At 62.2% G+C, this 17,721-nt stretch carries 12 protein-coding genes and 2 riboswitches; of the genes, 6 read left to right on the forward strand and 6 right to left on the reverse strand.

From position 1 onward, the window contains the following. Positions 1 to 52: 52 nt before the first annotated feature. The 3 genes from DKY63_RS06050 to cobW form a co-directional block, all read right to left on the reverse strand. Entirely contained in the window at positions 53 to 1,051 is a 999-nt protein-coding gene (locus DKY63_RS06050) for an ATP-binding protein (protein WP_110963261.1), read from the reverse strand. 146 nt (positions 1,052 to 1,197) lie between these two features. Further along, positions 1,198 to 5,040: a cobaltochelatase subunit CobN gene (gene cobN, locus DKY63_RS06055; protein WP_110963262.1), complete on the reverse strand. Its 3,843-nt coding sequence runs from the start codon at positions 5,038 to 5,040 to the stop codon at positions 1,198 to 1,200. A 3-nt stretch (positions 5,041 to 5,043) separates the two neighbouring features. Beyond that, complete coding sequence (cobW, locus tag DKY63_RS06060) at positions 5,044 to 6,111, reverse strand: cobalamin biosynthesis protein CobW (protein WP_110963263.1); 1,068 nt, start codon at positions 6,109 to 6,111, stop codon at positions 5,044 to 5,046. Between the two features lie 99 nt (positions 6,112 to 6,210). After that, positions 6,211 to 6,422, reverse strand: a riboswitch (cobalamin riboswitch). 188 nt (positions 6,423 to 6,610) lie between these two features. Further along, a riboswitch (cobalamin riboswitch) is annotated at positions 6,611 to 6,834 on the forward strand. 118 nt (positions 6,835 to 6,952) lie between these two features. Here cobW and DKY63_RS06065 point away from each other — a divergent pair. From DKY63_RS06065 to cobM, 4 genes are all read left to right on the forward strand, one after another. Then, a complete protein-coding gene (locus tag DKY63_RS06065) occupies positions 6,953 to 7,147 on the forward strand; it encodes a CbtB domain-containing protein (RefSeq protein ID WP_110963264.1) in 195 nt (64 codons plus the stop codon). Positions 7,148 to 7,158: 11 nt separating this feature from the next. Next, complete coding sequence (locus tag DKY63_RS06070; protein ID WP_110963265.1) at positions 7,159 to 7,863, forward strand: CbtA family protein; 705 nt, start codon at positions 7,159 to 7,161, stop codon at positions 7,861 to 7,863. Further along, complete coding sequence (locus tag DKY63_RS06075) at positions 7,860 to 8,285, forward strand: cobalamin biosynthesis protein (RefSeq protein WP_110963266.1); 426 nt, start codon at positions 7,860 to 7,862, stop codon at positions 8,283 to 8,285. The genes DKY63_RS06070 and DKY63_RS06075 overlap by 4 nt, the downstream gene beginning before the upstream one ends. Positions 8,286 to 8,355: 70 nt before the next feature. Then, the gene (gene cobM, locus DKY63_RS06080; protein WP_110963267.1) at positions 8,356 to 9,102 is read left to right on the forward strand and encodes a precorrin-4 C(11)-methyltransferase; all 747 of its coding nucleotides are present in this window, start codon (positions 8,356 to 8,358) and stop codon (positions 9,100 to 9,102) included. Between the two features lie 143 nt (positions 9,103 to 9,245). Here cobM and nfuA read toward each other — a convergent pair whose 3' ends face one another. After that, positions 9,246 to 9,830, reverse strand: a complete 585-nt coding sequence (nfuA, locus tag DKY63_RS06085; RefSeq protein WP_110963268.1) for a Fe-S biogenesis protein NfuA — start codon at positions 9,828 to 9,830, stop codon at positions 9,246 to 9,248. A gap of 192 nt (positions 9,831 to 10,022) precedes the next feature. Next, positions 10,023 to 12,332 (reverse strand): fatty acid cis/trans isomerase, encoded by a 2,310-nt coding sequence (locus DKY63_RS06090; RefSeq protein ID WP_110963269.1) that lies wholly within the window; start codon positions 12,330 to 12,332, stop codon positions 10,023 to 10,025. 153 nt (positions 12,333 to 12,485) lie between these two features. On the opposite strand from DKY63_RS06090, the gene metH reads away from it, so the two are divergent. Together metH and DKY63_RS06100 are read left to right on the forward strand one after the other, a co-directional pair. Next, positions 12,486 to 16,196: a methionine synthase gene (gene metH / locus DKY63_RS06095; protein WP_110963270.1), complete on the forward strand. Its 3,711-nt coding sequence runs from the start codon at positions 12,486 to 12,488 to the stop codon at positions 16,194 to 16,196. A 191-nt stretch (positions 16,197 to 16,387) separates the two neighbouring features. Further along, entirely contained in the window at positions 16,388 to 16,606 is a 219-nt protein-coding gene (locus DKY63_RS06100) for a DUF2970 domain-containing protein (RefSeq protein WP_110963271.1), read from the forward strand. Here the strand turns inward: DKY63_RS06100 and DKY63_RS06105 are convergent. After that, positions 16,603 to 17,688: an ABC transporter substrate-binding protein gene (locus DKY63_RS06105; RefSeq protein ID WP_110963272.1), complete on the reverse strand. Its 1,086-nt coding sequence runs from the start codon at positions 17,686 to 17,688 to the stop codon at positions 16,603 to 16,605. The genes DKY63_RS06100 and DKY63_RS06105 overlap by 4 nt on opposite strands. Between the last annotated feature and the right edge of the window lie 33 nt (positions 17,689 to 17,721).

The raw sequence follows: 17,721 nt of genomic DNA on the forward strand, positions 1-17,721 counted from the left end.
CGTCCGGCTCGGGGTCTGGCATTCGCCCCCGCGTCGGATCGGGGGCGAATGCCTAGGGCTTTTTTGGCCAGCTGGGTACTTCTCGACGGGCGCCGGTCGGCAACGCCTGTGCGGGCATTTCGCCCCACTGACCCTGGCCTTCGCCTGGGTTGGAATTTTGCGGTGATGTCGCCTGGTTTTGCTGTGGTGCCTGTGCCCGCTGTTCACGACGGCGATGGCGCAAGGCAAACTCCGCGACCGCGTCGATATCTTCCTCGGCAATGGCATTCGCCCCACGCCACGCCGCATGGGCCCGCGCCGCGCGCAGCCAGACCAGATCCGCGCGCAGACCATCGACGCCGGCCGCGAAGCAGTGTTCGGTAATCTGCGCCAGTGCCGCATCATCGAGGGGAATGCTCGCCAGTGCACCGCGCGCCTTCTCGCAGCGCTCGCGCAAGGCTTGCTGCCCGCTCTCCCACGCGTCGCAAAAGCCTCGGGGATCGCTGTCGAAATCCAGACGGCGACGGATGATCTGCCCTCGCTCGGCCGGAACAGTGTGACCGCCGAGTGCGACGTTCAAGCCAAAACGGTCAAGCAACTGAGGCCGCAGCTCGCCCTCTTCCGGGTTCATGGTGCCGATGAGCACGAATTTCGCCGAGTGACGGTGGGAAATGCCGTCGCGCTCCACCAGATTGGTGCCGCTGGCGGCCACGTCGAGCAGCAGGTCGACGAGGTGATCGGGCAGCAGATTGACTTCATCGACATAGAGCACGCCACCGTCGGCCTTGGCCAGCACACCGGGAGAAAACTGCGCGCGGCCTTCGCTCAGGGCGGCATCCAGATCGAGGGTGCCGACCAGACGCTCTTCGGTGGCGCCCAGCGGCAAGGTGACGAACTGGCCACTGGCGAGCAGATCGGCCAGGCCCCGGGCCAGGGTCGACTTGGCCATGCCGCGCGGGCCTTCGATGAGTACCCCGCCGATCTTCGGATCGATGGCGGTCAGGTACAGCGCCAGTTTCAAGTCGTCGGCGCCGACCACGGCGGAGAGGGGGAAATGCGGGATGTCGGTCATTTTTGAATCTCGGTCATGGTCGGTGATCTCACAAACACCCTGGCCCCCTGTGGGAGCGAGCCTGCTCGCGATGGTGTATCAGATGAATCGATGTGACTGACACACCATCGCGAGCAGACTCGCTCCTACAGGGGGACGGTGGTGCATCAGGTGTCTTCTTCTATATCCAGCAACAGGTTTTCCAGCGCCTCACGGTACTCGCCCGGCTCCTTCCACATCCCCCGCTGCTGCGCTTCGAGCATGCGCTCGGTCATGTCGCGCAGGGCGTGGGGATTGTGCTGGCGGACAAAATCCCGGGTGCCGGGGTCCAGCAGATAGGCATCGGCCAGCAACGCGTACTGATGATCGTCGATCAACTGCGTGGTGGCGTCGAAGGCGAACAGGTTGTCGACGGTGGCCGCCATTTCGAACGCGCCTTTATAACCGTGACGTTTGACGCCTTCCAGCCACTTCGGATTGGCCGCGCGAGAGCGGATCACCCGGTTGAGTTCTTCCTTGAGCGTGCGAATCTTCGGCAGGTCCGGCTGGCTGTGATCGCCGTGATAACTGGCCGCCACCTCGCCACTCAGGCTTTCCACGGCAGCGAGCATGCCGCCCTGGAACTGGTAGTAGTCATTGGAATCGAGCAGATCGTGTTCACGGTTGTCCTGGTTCTGCAGCACCGCTTGCACCTGGCTCAGGCGCTGGGTGAATTGCTCGCGGGCTGCCGTGCCTTCGTCGGAACCGCCATAGGCGTAACCGCCCCAGTTCAGGTAAACCTCGGCCAGATCCTCGCGGCTCTGCCACAGGCGTCCGTCGATAGCGCCTTGCACACCCGCGCCGTAGGCACCGGGTTTGGCGCCGAAAATGCGCCAGCCGGCCTGACGTCGCGCCGCCTCTTCATCGATTCCCGATTGCAGCAGCGCTTCGCGTTCGGCACGAACCTTGGCGGCCAACGGGTTGAGATCATCCGGCTCATCCAGCGCGGCGACCGCTTGCACGGCGGCATCGAACAGGCGGATCAGGTTGGCAAAGGCATCGCGGAAGAAACCCGAGACCCGCAACGTGACGTCCACACGCGGGCGGTCGAGCAGGCTCAGGGGCAGAATTTCAAAATCATCGACTCGCTGGCTGCCCGTGGCCCACACGGGACGTACGCCCATCAGCGCCATGGCCTGGGCGATGTCGTCACCGCCGGTGCGCATGGTCGCCGTGCCCCACACCGACAGCCCGAGCTGGCGCAGGTGATCGCCGTGATCCTGCAGATGGCGCTCGAGGATCAGGTTGGCCGACTGGAAACCGATGCGCCAGGCGGTGGTGGTGGGCAGGTTGCGCACATCCACTGAGTAGAAGTTGCGTCCGGTGGGCAGTACGTCCAGGCGACCGCGACTGGGCGCGCCGCTGGGGCCGGCGGGGACGAAACGACCGTTCAAGGCGTCGAGCAGGCCGCGCATTTCTGCGGGGCCGCAGGCGTCGAGCCTGGGTGCGACCACTTCGCGCAAGTTGTCGAGGATGGCCTGCACTTCAGCCCAGCCCGCTTCCTGTAGGAGCGAGCCTGCTCGCGATGAAGTGTCAGTCGACATCGATGTGTCTGAAAGTCCATCGCGAGCAGGCTCGCTCCTACAGGGGACCGTCAGTGCTTGCGAAATCAGTTGCGAGGCGAACAGCTCGAGACGCTCGCGGGTATCGCCCGTGGAGCGCCAAACCTCGTCACTGATCGACAACAATGATTCCGGTCGAGGCCCGTTCCACGGCTCGGCCAACGCACAATCGAGCGGATCGAAACCGAGTTCAAACGCCCTGGCCAACGCCCGCAACAGGCTCGATTGCGCCCCGCGCCCATCACCTCGCGGAATACGCAGCAACGCCAGCAAAGTATCGATGCGCAGGCGCCCGGTCGGCGATTCGCCAAACACGTGCAAGCCGTCGCGGATCTGCGACTCTTTCAAGTCACACAGATACGTATCCAGACGCGGCAGCCAGATCGCCGCATCGGCGTCACTGTCCAGCTGTTCGTCCAGTTGCAGTTCGCGATCGATGTGGGTATCGCGCACCAGTTGCAGGATGTCGCGCTGCAACTCCCGGGCGCGGCGTGGATCGAGCAGTTGTGCTTCGTAGTATTCGTCGGCCAGCAATTCGAGGTTGCGCAGCGGACCATAGGTTTCCGCGCGGGTCAGTGGCGGCATCAAGTGGTCGATGATCACCGCCTGGGTGCGCCGCTTGGCCTGGGCGCCCTCCCCCGGATCATTGACGATGAACGGATAAATATTCGGCAGCGGCCCGAGCAGCGCATCCGGCCAGCAATTTTCGGACAGACCGACACCTTTGCCCGGCAGCCATTCCAGATTGCCGTGCTTGCCGACGTGGATCACACCGTGGGCGCCGTAGGTGTTGCGCAGCCAGAAGTAAAACGCCAGATAACCGTGGGGCGGCACCAGGTCCGGGTCGTGATACACCGCGCTCGGGTCCACCTGATAACCCCGGGCCGGCTGGATGCCGACGAAAGTCAGGCCGAAACGCAACCCGGCGATCATCATTCGCCCGCCTCGACACATCGGGTCATTCTCCGGCGATCCCCAACGCTCCAGAACCGCCGCGCGATTGTCTTCGGGCAGTGCGTTGAACATCGTCATGTAGTCGTCCATGGCCAGGCTTTGCTGGCAGGGACGCTGGTCGAGGTTGTCGAGATCGTTGCTGACTCCACCGAGCAATTGCTGAATCAGGCCAGTGCCGCTGTCAGGTAACTCCGCCGGCAGCGGGTAACCCTCGGCATGCAGTGCACGCAGGATGTTCAGCGCTGCGGCCGGTGTATCGAGGCCCACGCCATTACCGATTCGACCGTCACGGGTCGGGTAGTTGGCGAGGATCAGGGCAATGCTTTTTTCTGCGTTGGGCAATCGCGCCAGATCGATCCAGCGCCGCGCCAGTTCGGCGACGAAATCCATGCGTTCCGGTGCAGGCCGGTAGCAGACCACATCGGACTGACTGCGCTCGCTGCGCCAGGCCAGGTCCTTGAAGCTGATCGGGCGGCTGATGATGCGCCCGTCCAGTTCCGGCAACGCGATGTGCATCGCCAGATCCCGAGGGCCGAGGCCCTGCTCGCTGGCGCGCCAGCCGGGTTCGTTGTCCTGGGCGCAAATCGCCTGAATCACCGGGATGTTGCGGCGAAACGGTCGCAGATGAGGCGCTTCGGGACTGGATTGGGCAAAGCCGGTGGTGTTCAGGATCACCCCCGCCTCGACCTCATCCAGCCAGTCCTCGACCACCGAGAGGCAGCCGGGCTCTTTCAAACTGGCCAGGGCAATCGGCAGCGGATTCAACCCCGCTGCCTGCAAGCGCTGGCAGAAAACATCGATGAAAGCGGTGTTGGCCGCTTGCAGGTGCGAACGGTAAAACAGCACCGCCGCCACCGGCTGATCGGTCTGCCAGTCGGCTTGCCAGTCCTGCAGTGTCGCGGGGCTTTTTTGCGGGTGGTAGATCGCGGTGCGCGGCAGGGTTTGCGGCTCTGTCCATTCGTAGTCGCGACCCAGCCAGCGATCGGCCAGGCAACGAAACAGGTTCAGCGCATTGGCCATGCCGCCCTGGCGCAGAAAGTGCCACAAGCGGTCGCGGTCTTCGGCAACCACGGTGCTCAGGTCACTGAGTTCGGGGTCCGGGCGGTCATCGCCCGGCACCAGGATCAATTGCACCCCGCGTTGCGACAACTCCACCAGCCGTTCGACGCCATAGCGCCAGTAGGCGATGCCACCGTGCAGTGAAATGAGAATGACTTTGGCGTGACGCAGCACCTCATCGACATACAGGTCGACCGAAGCGTGATTCTGCACCTGCATCGGATTGGCCAGGCGCACGCTCGGATAATCGTCGGGCAACTGCTGCGCCGCTTCGGCGAGCAGTGCCAGGCTGGAGTCGCCGCTGCACAGGATCACCAGTTCGGCGGGGGTTTGTCCAAGGTCGGCAATGTTGTCATCCGACACGAAACCGCCGGGCTGGGTCCTGAGCAGGTGCATGGCTTACACGCTGAGCGCGGCGCGCAATTGCGCTTCGAGGGCGGCGGCATCCAGCGTCTGGCCGATCAATACCAGGCGCGTGGTACGCGCTTCATCGGCCGCCCACTGACGGTCGAAATGCTTGTCGAAACGGGTGCCCACGCCCTGGATCAGCAGGCGCATCGGCTTGTTCGGGATCGCCGCGAAACCCTTGACCCGCAGGATGCTGTGCTGCACGACCAACTGAGTCAGTGCATCAAGCAGCAGGCTTTCGTCGGATGCAGGCAGTTCGATGGAAATGGAGTCGAAGGCGTCGTGATCGTGGTCGTCATGATCGTCGCCGTCGTGGTGATGATCATGGTGGCTGTGGCGGCCGTCGATATGCTCCTCGGAACCGGCGCCGAGGCCGATCAGCACGTCCAGCGGCAGGCGACCGTTGCTGGCTTCGATGACTTTCACCGCCGGCGGCAGTTCTTCGGCGACTTCCAGGCGTACGCGGGCCAGGTCTTCAGGGTTGATCAGGTCGGCCTTGTTGAGGATCACCAGGTCGGCGCTGGACAATTGGTCGGCGAACAGTTCGTGCAGTGGCGATTCGTGGTCCAGGTTCGGGTCGAGTTTGCGCTGGGCGTCGACCTGGTCCGGGAAAGCGGCGAAGGTACCGGCGGCCACGGCCGGGCTGTCGACCACGGTGATCACCGCATCGACGGTGCAGGCGCTGCGGATTTCCGGCCACTGGAAGGCCTGGACCAGCGGCTTTGGCAGGGCCAGGCCCGAGGTTTCGATGAGGATGTGGTCAAGATCGCCGCGACGGGCCACCAGTTCGCGCATCACCGGGAAGAATTCTTCCTGGACGGTGCAGCACAGGCAGCCGTTGGCCAGTTCATAGACGCGGCCGCTGGCCTCTTCTTCGGTGCAGCCGATGGAACACTGCTTGAGGATTTCGCCGTCGATGCCCAGCTCGCCGAACTCGTTGACGATCACTGCGATGCGACGCCCCTGGGCGTTGTCGAGCATGTGCCGCAGCAAGGTGGTTTTGCCCGAGCCGAGGAAACCGGTAACGATGGTGACGGGGAGTTTGGCCAGTGTTTTCATCGGATGCCCTTTGGCAAGGTGGCGGGCATACGGGACGAGAACCGGCGGCGCAGGAGCGCGTCGGAAGTGTTCGCCACCGGATCACCCCGCCCGGTTGTAGTGAGAATCTGTATCGAGGCAGGTCTCCTGGCTGACGGTGTGCCGGTCGTTCGACCGGCGTTGACTGCGCCTTCCCGCGCGCTCAGGACCTGAGCATGCAGTGGCGTGGCAGCGAACATCACCGTTCACAGTTGCGGGGGCAGCCGCGGCATCGACCGCGTTCCCTTCTTAGCTTCGACACAGGCCGAAGAACCTCGAAAGCGCAAGGCTACGCATCGTATTGGGGCGGGTCAATGATCATGCTGAGTTCTGTGGTGGCGGGGATGCCGCTATCGCGAGCAAGCTTTGCTCCCAAAGGTTGCCAGTGCCCTTGTGGGAGCAAAGCTTGCTCGCGATTGGGGCAACCGGGTCTGGAGTTGAGAACCGATGCCAATTGACGCCCCACCCCCGCCCATGCTCTCCTACACAACTTGTTACGGGTGCCCTTCACAGGGTGAAACGGGAAACCGGTGAATCGTGTGCTTTACTCAAAGCCACGTCAGTCCGGTGCTGCCCCCGCAACGGTAAGCGAGCGAAGCGTCAGATCCACTGTGCCGATGAGGCATGGGAAGGTGATGCTTGCAGGTACAGGCACAGCCTGCGCCCCTCGTGAGCCCGGAGACCGGCCCGCAACACGAAGTGATCAAACTTCAGCTATGACAAACCCGCGGTGGGCGGGCGCTGTTCGAACCTCTGCATGCGTTGACGTGCGGGGATTCTTCATGCGCTCTAATTCCCCGCTGACAGAACAGAGGGAAACGCCATGTCGATCATCAGCAGCACCGGCCACAGTGCCTCCTCCAGCAGCACTTCCACCCTTGCCCAACGCATCACCGCTGCTGTCTGCGCATCGGTCCTGGGTGCGTGCCTTGTGTATTTCGCCGGTTTCTCACACATCGAAGCGGTGCACAACGCCGCTCACGATACCCGTCACAGCTCCGCATTCCCGTGCCATTGAGACCTGCCGACATGATCAAGCGTATTGCGCAAACCGCAGGTTTCACCGGGTTGCTGGCGGCCCTGCTGCTGACCCTGCTGCAGAGCTTCTGGGTCGCCCCGCTGATTCTGCAGGCCGAGACCTACGAAAAATCCGAACCGGCGGCCGTTGAAGTCCATGAACACGCCGCCGGCACCGCCGCGCACACCCACGACGCCGAAGCCTGGGAGCCGGAAGACGGCTGGCAGCGCGTGCTGTCGACCACGGGTGGCAATCTGGTAGTGGCTGTTGGTTTTGCCCTGATGCTCGCCGGTCTCTACACCCTGCGTGCACCGACCAAGACCTCTCAGGGCCTGCTCTGGGGCCTGGCCGGTTACGCCACCTTCGTGCTGGCGCCTACCCTTGGCCTGCCGCCTGAGTTGCCGGGCACCGCCGCTGCCGATCTGGCGCAACGTCAACTGTGGTGGGTTGGCACCGCCGCTTCCACCGCCGTCGGTATCGCACTAATCGTGTTCAGCCGGCATTGGCTGATGAAAGTGCTGGGCGTGGCGATTCTGGCCGTGCCCCATGTGATTGGCGCCCCGCAACCGGAAGTGCATTCGATGCTCGCTCCGGAAGCACTGGAGGCGCAGTTCAAAATCGCTTCGCAACTGACCAACGTCGCGTTCTGGCTGGCCCTTGGCCTGATCAGCGCCTGGCTGTTCCGCCGCAAAAGCGAAGGTCAATACCACGCATGACCGATGCTGGCACAGCGCCGACCCTGGTGGTCGGCCTGGGCTGCCAGCGGGGCTGCCCTGTCAGTACGCTGCGGGCGCTGCTGGATCAGGCACTGCAGGCACACCAGATTGAGTTGCATCAGATCAAGGCCCTGGCCAGCATCGACTTGAAACGCGATGAACCGGCGTTGACCGAACTGGCCGAACAACTTGGCCTACCGGTGTCGTTTTTCAGCAGCGCGCAATTGACGCCCTACCAATCGCTGCTCAGCCACCACTCGCAGATCGCTTTCGAACGCACCGGCTGCTATGGCGTGGCGGAAAGCGCGGCGCTGGCACTGGCCGAGCAATTGGCCGACGCACCGGCAACACTGCTGGTTCCACGGCAAAAATATGCCCAGGCAACCTTGGCGTTGGCCTGCGCGCCCCGAATTCCCCGATAATCCTCGCCTTCGATCATGAGCAATCTTCATCTGAAGCCTGCCTGACCCTCTTTTCTGACAGGAGCTGACGATGACCGTCTACTTCATTGGCGCCGGCCCCGGCGATCCGGAACTGATCACCGTCAAGGGCCAGCGATTGATTCGCAGCTGCCCGGTGATCATCTATGCCGGCTCGCTGGTACCCACCGCTGTACTGGAAGGCCATAGCGCCGAACAAGTGGTCAACAGCGCCGAATTGCATCTCGAACAGATCATCGACCTGATCAGGGCCGCCCACGCCAAAGGCCAGGACGTGGCCCGCGTGCATTCCGGCGATCCAAGCCTGTATGGCGCCATCGGCGAGCAGATTCGTCATCTGCGCGAGCTTGGCATTCCTTTCGAAATCATTCCCGGCGTCACCGCCACGGCAGCCTGCGCGGCGCTTTTGGGGGCGGAACTGACCCTGCCGGACGTTTCACAAAGCGTGATTCTGACCCGCTACGCCGACAAGACCGCCATGCCCGCCGGGGAAGAACTGGGCAGCCTGGCGCAGCACGGGGCGACCATGGCGATTCATTTGGGGGTCAATCATCTGGACAAGATCCTTGCCGAGCTGCTGCCGTATTACGGCTCGGACTGCCCGATCGCGGTGATTCACCGGGCGACCTGGCCGGATCAGGATTGGGTGGTGGGGACGCTCGAGGATATTGCCGGGAAGGTGGCGGCGAAGGGGTTTCGACGTACGGCGTTGATTCTGGTGGGCCGGGTGTTGGGCAGTGATCACTTTAGCGAGTCGTCGCTGTATCGCGCAGGGCATGCGCATTTGTATCGCCCATAAGGGCCCCATCGCTGGCAAGCCAGCTCCCACAGTTGACCGCAATCCCCTGTGAGAGCTGGCTTGCCAGCGACGAGGCCATTGAATTTCACCCATAAAAAAACGGCGCTCACGGTGCGCCGTTTTTCATGTTTGCAGCGAACGCCTTAGTAGTAGGCGTTTTCTTTCTGCGTGTGGTCAGTCACGTCACGCACGCCCTTGAGCTCCGGAATGCGCTCGAGCAGGGTGCGCTCGATGCCTTCCTTCAAGGTCACGTCGGCCTGGCCGCAGCCCTGGCAACCGCCACCGAACTGCAGAACGGCGATGCCGTCCTCGACCACATCGATCAGGCTGACCTGACCGCCGTGGCTGGCCAGCCCCGGGTTGATCTCGGTTTGCAGGTAGTAGTTGATGCGCTCGTTGATCGGGCTGTCGGCGTTGACCATCGGCACCTTGGCGTTTGGCGCCTTGATGGTCAGCTGACCGCCCATGCGATCGGTGGCGTAGTCGACGACAGCATCATCCAGGAAGGCTTCGCTGAAGTGGTCGATGTAGGCGGTGAAGCTTTTGAGCCCCAGCGCCGTGTCTTCGGGCTTTTCTTCGCCCGGCTTGCAGTAGGCAATGCAGGTTTCGGCGTATTGGGTGCCAGGCTGGGTGATGAAGATGCGGATGCCGATGCCCGGGGTGTTCTGCTTGGAAAGCAGATCAGCCAGATAATCGTGGGCGGCGTCGGTGATGGTAATAGCGGTCATGGAAACTCCTCGCAGGCTTGGGCGCAGTTTACGCCAATCAACGCCGCGCACAAAGTCCTAGTATTTTTGTCGGGAAAGATTCTGCTGGCTGCCCCTGTAGGAGCAATGCTTGCTCGCGATGACGGCGGCACATTCACCCCTATGTTTGCAGGCTTGCCGCCATCGCGAGCAAGCTTTGCTCCCACAGATCTATTACAGGTTTTCGTAGCGGTTCATGTCCAAAACGCCCTCTTCCACCGGGTCGGTCTCGTGGATGTAGCGGCTCAGGTCGTGAAAATACTGCCAGAACTGCGGATGACTGCGACGAATCCCCCAGCGTTCGACGACTTTCTCGAAGCGCTCGGCATCCCTGGCGTTTTCCATGGCATCCACAAAATCCGGCACCTCGGCGGCGGGGATGTTGAACATGAAATTCGGGTAACTGCTGAGAACGCCGGGGAAAATGGTGAGCGTATCCAGCTCAGGCTGATAACGCAGTGACTCGCCCAGCAGGAACGCAACGTTGCTGTGGGCACGGTTGCGCAACAGGCTGTAGACCACCCGCTGGCCACTCGCGGTTTCGACCCGCAGCATGGTCGCTTCCGGCAGTTGATCGATGACCTTGAGCCCGGCGGCCGGGCGCGAGGTCAGGCGGCTCAGGGCCTGCTCGGCGCCTTGCAAGACCGGATCGATGTTCGGCCGTGAACAATAGGCGCCGTCGCAACGGTTGATCGGATCCGGCTTGGCATTGAGTTCACCGTAGCGCGCCAGCAACTGCATCGCGAAATCCCGTTTGGGGTCTTTCGCATCAAGTACCAACGCCGTCGGTTTGTCGTCGTCGATGGACTCATAGTCCATCCACATCTTGATTTTGCCGCTGCTCTGGTACCAGTCGTCGAGGTAGCCGATCCGCGATTCGGCCGGCATCAGGCGCAGGAAGTTCTGCTCGGCACCGTTGCGGATCAGGTCGAAATACAGGCGCGTCTGGGCCTGATGGGACACATTGCCGAACACGTCGAAATTCACCGCCAACTGGTAATAGGTGCGTTCCAGCAACGGGAAATCGAACAGCCACATGGTCTGCGGCACTTCTCCGATCAGCCCCTTGGTCACGGCGGCGCTGTCGAAATGCCGGAAAATACTCAGCAATGCGTTGTCGTTGCCCGCCCACAGGGTCGACCAGCTCGGCGCCGGCAGCTCGGCATAGCTGTCGCGGCGTAGCGCCTCGTATTCGTTCCGCTTGTTGCGGTAGTTGTGCCACAGGCTCAGCACACTGCCGACGTCGTCGTTCTGCCCCGGCATCGCCAGCAGCGGCGTGGCCTGGCCACGGTAATTCGGGTCGGTGATGTAAAGGTCGTGTTCCGGCGCCTGGAACAGCGCCCAGAAGTTGTCGCGGATCACATCGGTGGCAATCTGCCCCCGACAAACCGGACCGCGAATGAACGTGCGAACGAAATACTCGGCGTTATCGAGCATGAACTGATAACGCGCCTGGGCCGGAATCGCCTCGAACGTCGCAAAGGGGTTGGCCCGACGCTCCGGGCCGTAACCCGGCAGTGCGGTCACTTGCCAATTGCCGTTGTAGAACAGGCTTTTGACACGGGCCATCTTCGCCGCGCTCAGCGGATAGGTGATGTGGGTCTTGTGCACGATCACGCCCTGCACCGGCCACAAACGATAATAAAACTGCGTGCCCGGATCGTCGTTCGGGCGGCGGGTATTGATCAGGTCGATGGGCTGGCCGGTAGGCGTGCGCGAACGCACCCACTGAAAGAAATGCCCCGGCTCGCCGTCCTTGAAATAAATGTGTGCAAGGAACCAGTGCTCGAACAACCAGCGCCCCACCAGGCTTTGCCGGGCGCCCGGTGCGTTGAGCAGGTTCTCCCATTGCACCACTTGCAAGGCTTCCTTCGCGCTCGGCACCAGGCCCTGCTCATCGATCGGCGCACCCGCAGCCAGCCAGCGCTGCAAAGTCTGATATTGCTGATCGGTCAAGCCAGTCACGGCCAGGGGCATGCCCTGTTGCGGATGGGAACTGGCATAGCCGTCGAACTCCGCCGGCATGGGGCACATATTTTCGCGATTGAGGCCCAGCACAATGTCGTCAGGCAGCTTGGCATTGGGTTGCAGTGGCGTGCGGTGACCCAGTTCCAGCATCCGTGCCATCAGCGCGGCCTGGCTGCCCTGGGCGTCGAGCACCGAGTAGAAGCCCTTCTGCTGCCACGCGCGCTTGCCGAAAGCGTCATAAAACAACCGGGTCGGTGCGGCGGCCTGGCCGCGATCGCCGTCGTAAACCGGGGTTTTGCTCGCACCCCGCGCCGCGCCTTCGCCACTGCCCAGGTTGAGCTGACAGGCGGAGTCGTAGCAGGCGTGGCAGGCCACGCACTTCTCGGTGAAGATCGGCTGGATGTCTCGGCTGTAGGAAATAGAAGAAGAGATAGCAGGAGAAATGGCCGAACCTTGCGCCATCGCGCCCCAGCTTAAGCACAGCAACAGACTGCTGATGACGACGCGATACGACATGTCCTGATCCCGATCCTTGAAAACGCCGCGATTCTACCGGCCCGAAGGCCGGGCCAACATGAGCGATATTCATGCAAAAACCGGACATGCTCCAAAAGCGCACAGGTTTGCTATGATCCCGGCCCTTCGTCATGGTCTTTTCGAGTAGTTCCAATGTCCGATCGCAGTGTTCGCCTCCAAGCTCTCAAGCACGCCCTCAAAGAGCGCATTCTGATCCTCGATGGCGGCATGGGCACGATGATCCAGAGCTACAAGCTCGAAGAGCAGGATTACCGTGGCAAACGCTTCGCCGACTGGCCGAGCGATGTCAAAGGCAACAACGACCTGCTGGTCCTGACCCGTCCGGACGTCATCGCGGGCATCGAGAAAGCCTATCTGGATGCCGGCGCCGACATTCTGGAAACCAACACCTTCAACGCCACCCAGATCTCCATGGCCGATTACGGCATGGAAGCGCTGGTCTACGAACTGAACGTAGAAGGCGCTCGCCTGGCGCGCAAGGTCGCCGACGCGAAAACCCTCGAGACCCCGGACAAGCCGCGCTTCGTCGCCGGCGTGCTCGGTCCGACCAGCCGTACCTGTTCGCTGTCGCCGGACGTGAACAACCCCGGCTACCGCAACGTGACCTTCGATGAACTGGTGGAGAACTACACCGAGGCCACCAAAGGCCTGATCGAAGGCGGCGCCGACCTGATCCTGATCGAAACCATCTTCGACACCCTCAACGCCAAGGCGGCGATCTTCGCCGTACAAGGCGTGTTCGAAGAGCTGGGCATCGAGTTGCCGATCATGATCTCCGGCACCATCACCGATGCCTCCGGCCGTACCCTGTCCGGTCAGACCACCGAAGCTTTCTGGAACTCCGTGGCCCACGCCAAGCCGATCTCTGTCGGCCTGAACTGCGCCCTGGGCGCCCGCGAACTGCGCCCATACCTGGAAGAGCTATCGGACAAGGCCGGCACCCACGTCTCGGCGCACCCGAACGCTGGCCTGCCCAACGAATTCGGCGAGTACGACGAACTGCCGTCGGAAACCGCCAAAGTCATCGAAGAATTCGCCCAGAGCGGCTTCCTCAACATCGTCGGCGGCTGCTGCGGCACCACGCCGGGCCACATCGAAGCCATCGCCAAGGCCGTAGCCGGCTATGCGCCACGCCAGATCCCGGACATTCCCAAGGCCTGCCGCCTGTCGGGCCTGGAGCCGTTCACCATCGATCGCAACTCGTTGTTCGTCAACGTCGGCGAGCGCACCAACATCACCGGTTCCGCCAAGTTCGCCCGCCTGATCCGTGAAGACAACTACACCGAAGCCCTGGAAGTCGCCCTGCAACAGGTCGAAGCCGGCGCCCAGGTGATCGACATCAACATGGACGAAGGGATGCTCGACTCGCAGAAGGCCATGGTGACCTTCCTCAATCTGATTGCCGGCGAGCCGGATATCTCCCGCGTACCGATCATGATCGACTCCTCGAAATGGGAAGTGATCGAAGCCGGCCTCAAGTGCATCCAGGGCAAGGGCATCGTCAACTCGATCAGCATGAAAGAAGGCGTCGAGCAGTTCATTCATCACGCCAAACTGTGCAAGCGCTATGGCGCCGCCGTCGTGGTGATGGCCTTCGACGAAGTCGGCCAGGCCGACACCGAAGCGCGCAAGAAGGAAATCTGCAAACGCTCCTACGACATTCTGGTCAACGAAGTCGGCTTCCCGCCGGAAGACATCATCTTCGACCCGAACATCTTCGCCGTGGCCACCGGTATCGAAGAACACAACAACTACGCTGTGGACTTCATCAACGCCTGTGCCTACATCCGCGACGAGCTGCCCTACGCCCTGAGTTCCGGTGGCGTGTCCAACGTGTCGTTCTCGTTCCGTGGCAACAACCCGGTGCGCGAGGCGATCCACTCGGTGTTCCTGCTGTATGCGATCCGCAATGGCCTGACCATGGGTATCGTCAACGCCGGCCAGCTGGAAATCTACGACCAGATCCCGCAGGAGTTGCGCGATGCGGTGGAGGACGTGATCCTCAACCGCACCCCGGAAGGCACCGACGCCCTGCTCGCCATCGCCGACAAGTACAAGGGCGACGGCAGCACCAAGGAAGCCGAGACCGAAGAGTGGCGCAACTGGGACGTCAACAAGCGTCTGGAGCACGCGCTGGTCAAGGGCATCACCACCCACATCGTCGAAGACACCGAAGAGTCGCGCCTGTCGTTCGCCCGTCCGATCGAAGTGATCGAAGGGCCGCTGATGGCCGGCATGAACATCGTCGGCGACCTGTTTGGCGCCGGCAAAATGTTCCTGCCGCAGGTGGTGAAATCCGCCCGCGTGATGAAGCAGGCCGTGGCCCACCTGATCCCGTTCATCGAACTGGAAAAAGGCGACAAGCCAGAGGCCAAGGGCAAGATCCTGATGGCCACGGTAAAAGGCGACGTGCACGACATCGGCAAGAACATCGTCGGCGTGGTGCTGGGCTGTAACGGCTACGACATCGTCGACCTCGGTGTGATGGTGCCGGCGGAGAAGATCCTGCAGGTTGCCAAGGACGAGAAGTGCGACATCATCGGCCTGTCCGGCCTGATCACCCCGTCGCTGGATGAGATGGTGCACGTGGCCCGCGAGATGCAGCGCCAGGACTTCCATCTGCCGCTGATGATCGGCGGCGCCACCACCTCCAAGGCGCACACGGCGGTGAAGATCGAACCCAAGTACAGCAACGATGCCGTGGTGTACGTCACTGACGCCTCCCGCGCGGTGGGCGTGGCCACGCAATTGCTGTCCAAGGAGCTCAAGGCCGGTTTCGTCGAGAAGACCCGCGAGGAATACGTCGACGTGCGCGAGCGCACCGCCAACCGCAGCGCCCGTACCGAACGCCTGAGCTACGCCGCCTCGATCGCGAAAAAACCGCAATTCGACTGGGCCAGTTACACCCCGGTCAAACCGACGTTCACCGGTACCAAAGTGCTGGATAACATCGACCTGAAGGTGCTGGCCGAATACATCGACTGGACGCCGTTCTTCATCTCCTGGGATCTGGCCGGCAAATTCCCGCGCATCCTCCAGGATGAAGTGGTGGGCGAAGCCGCTACTGCGCTGTATGCCGACGCCCAGGCCATGCTCGCCAAACTGATCGACGAGAAGCTGATCAGCGCCCGCGCCGTGTTCGGCTTCTGGCCGGCCAACCAGGTGCGCGATGATGACATCGAGCTCTATGGCGATGACGGCAAGCCCCTGGCCAAGTTGCATCATCTGCGCCAGCAGATCATCAAGACCGACGGCAAGCCGAACTTCTCCCTGGCCGACTTCGTCGCGCCGAAGGACAGTGAGCTGACCGACTACGTAGGCGGCTTCATCACCACCGCCGGCATCGGTGCCGAGGAAGTGGCCAAGGCCTACCAGGACGCCGGCGACGATTACAACTCGATCATGGTCAAGGCCCTGGCCGACCGTCTGGCCGAGGCCTGCGCCGAGTGGCTGCACCAGCAGGTACGTAAAGAGCACTGGGGTTACGCCAAGGACGAAGTGCTGGACAACGAGGCGCTGATCAAAGAGCAATACACCGGCATCCGCCCTGCCCCGGGCTACCCGGCCTGCCCCGATCACACCGAGAAGGCCACGCTGTTCGCCCTTCTCGACCCCGAGGCCGCCGAAATGCGTGCCGGCCGCAGCGGCGTGTTCCTCACCGAACACTACGCGATGTTCCCGGCGGCGGCGGTCAGCGGCTGGTACTTCGCTCACCCGCAGGCGCAGTACTTTGCCGTGGGCAAGATCGACAAGGACCAGGTGCAGAGTTATACGTCGCGCAAGGGTCAGGAGCTGAGCGTCACCGAGCGCTGGCTGGCGCCGAACCTGGGTTACGACGAGTAATCCCTTTGCCGACCACAATATTGTGGTCGGCACAAATCCCTGTGGGAGCGAGCCTGCTCGCGATAGCGGCCTGACAGTCAAAGTTGATTCGACTGAAAGGACCTTATCGCGAGCAGGCTCGCTCCCACAGTTGTTTTGTGTACGCCTTAATTGTCTATGCTTACCACTCACACATTCGTGACGAGGGGTTTATGGACGATCCGGTCGACAACAAGCCGCCAACCTTCTGGCAGATGCTGCACAGCGTCATGGCGGCGGCATTCGGGGTGCAGAGCGGGAAGAATCGCGCGCGGGACTTCACCCACGGCAAGCCCAGTCACTTCGTGATCCTGGGGATCCTGTTCACGGCGGTGTTCGCACTGACGCTCTACGGCATCGTACAACTGGTGGTGCACCTGGCAAAGGTCTAGTGCATCAGGGTCTGCAGGCTGAATGGGTAACGATAGGACGTCGGCCGCCCCTTGGCCGACAGCTTGTGAAAGTCCACACCGAAATCCGCCGCTGCGCCCATGGACAGCAAGCGTTTGGCCTGTGCCCGGTCAATCAGCTGTAACAGCGGTATCTGCCGGTCACGTCCACCGTATTGGCTGACGTCGACGCCTTCGTCGTAGTCATGCAACTGCACCAGCGCCCAGCCGCCCAGACTGAAATGCCCACCCAGCAACACACTCAGACGGTTGTCCAGCAAGGCATGCAGCGCTGCGGGCGAGTTGTTGATGGTGCCGAACAACGCATCCTTGCCGGGTTTGCCACCCGTCTCCTCGAAGGCCTGCATCACGCCAAACATCATTTCGTCATTGGCCGACCAGACCAGCGATGTCTGCGGGTAGCGCTTGAACAGCGTCCTGGCCTGTTCGTAGGCACGCTCCCGTGTCCAGCCGCTGGAAACCAACTGACGCAAGTGCACTTCGGGGTGTTCGGCCAGCGCCCTGCGCATGCCCTTTTCCCGCAATTGCGCGGACGGTGTGAGTTTCAATCCGGAAAAGGCCAGCAAGTCTATGGACTGGCCGGGCGCAACCGGCGGGTGCAGGCGGATCAGCTCCTTGAGCATCAGGTAGCCGCCTTCCTCGTCGTTGGGTACCAGGCTGCCTACCCAGTCCGGGTATTTGTCCGACCGTGCACCCAGCAACCGCACCTGGTCCTGACTCAGGCCGTTATTGACAATAAACAGCTTCACCCCGCTACCCAGGGCCAGGCGCAGGATTTCAGGAGCAATGTTTTGCTCGTTGACGAACACCAGATAGTCCGGGCGTTTTGTCCCTTGCAGGGCATCGCGCGCCTGCTTGAGGGTGATGTCAGAGTTGCGGTCCGAATATTCGATACGCAGGTCCATGCCCAGGTTTTTGGCAGCCGCCTGCATGAATTGCGAGTAACTGACCCAAAAAGCTTCCCTGGTGGTTCCCGGATTGAGGAACAACACCGACGCGGCCTGAGCGCAAGGTCCCACGACCGTGGTCAGCGCCAGAAATAAGCCACACAGAAACTTCAACATTTATCGCCCGAGCCCCCGGAAATTCGCCGCGCA

Source organism: Pseudomonas putida (assembly GCF_003228315.1).
Taxonomy (GTDB): Bacteria; Pseudomonadota; Gammaproteobacteria; order Pseudomonadales; family Pseudomonadaceae; genus Aquipseudomonas; species Aquipseudomonas putida_S.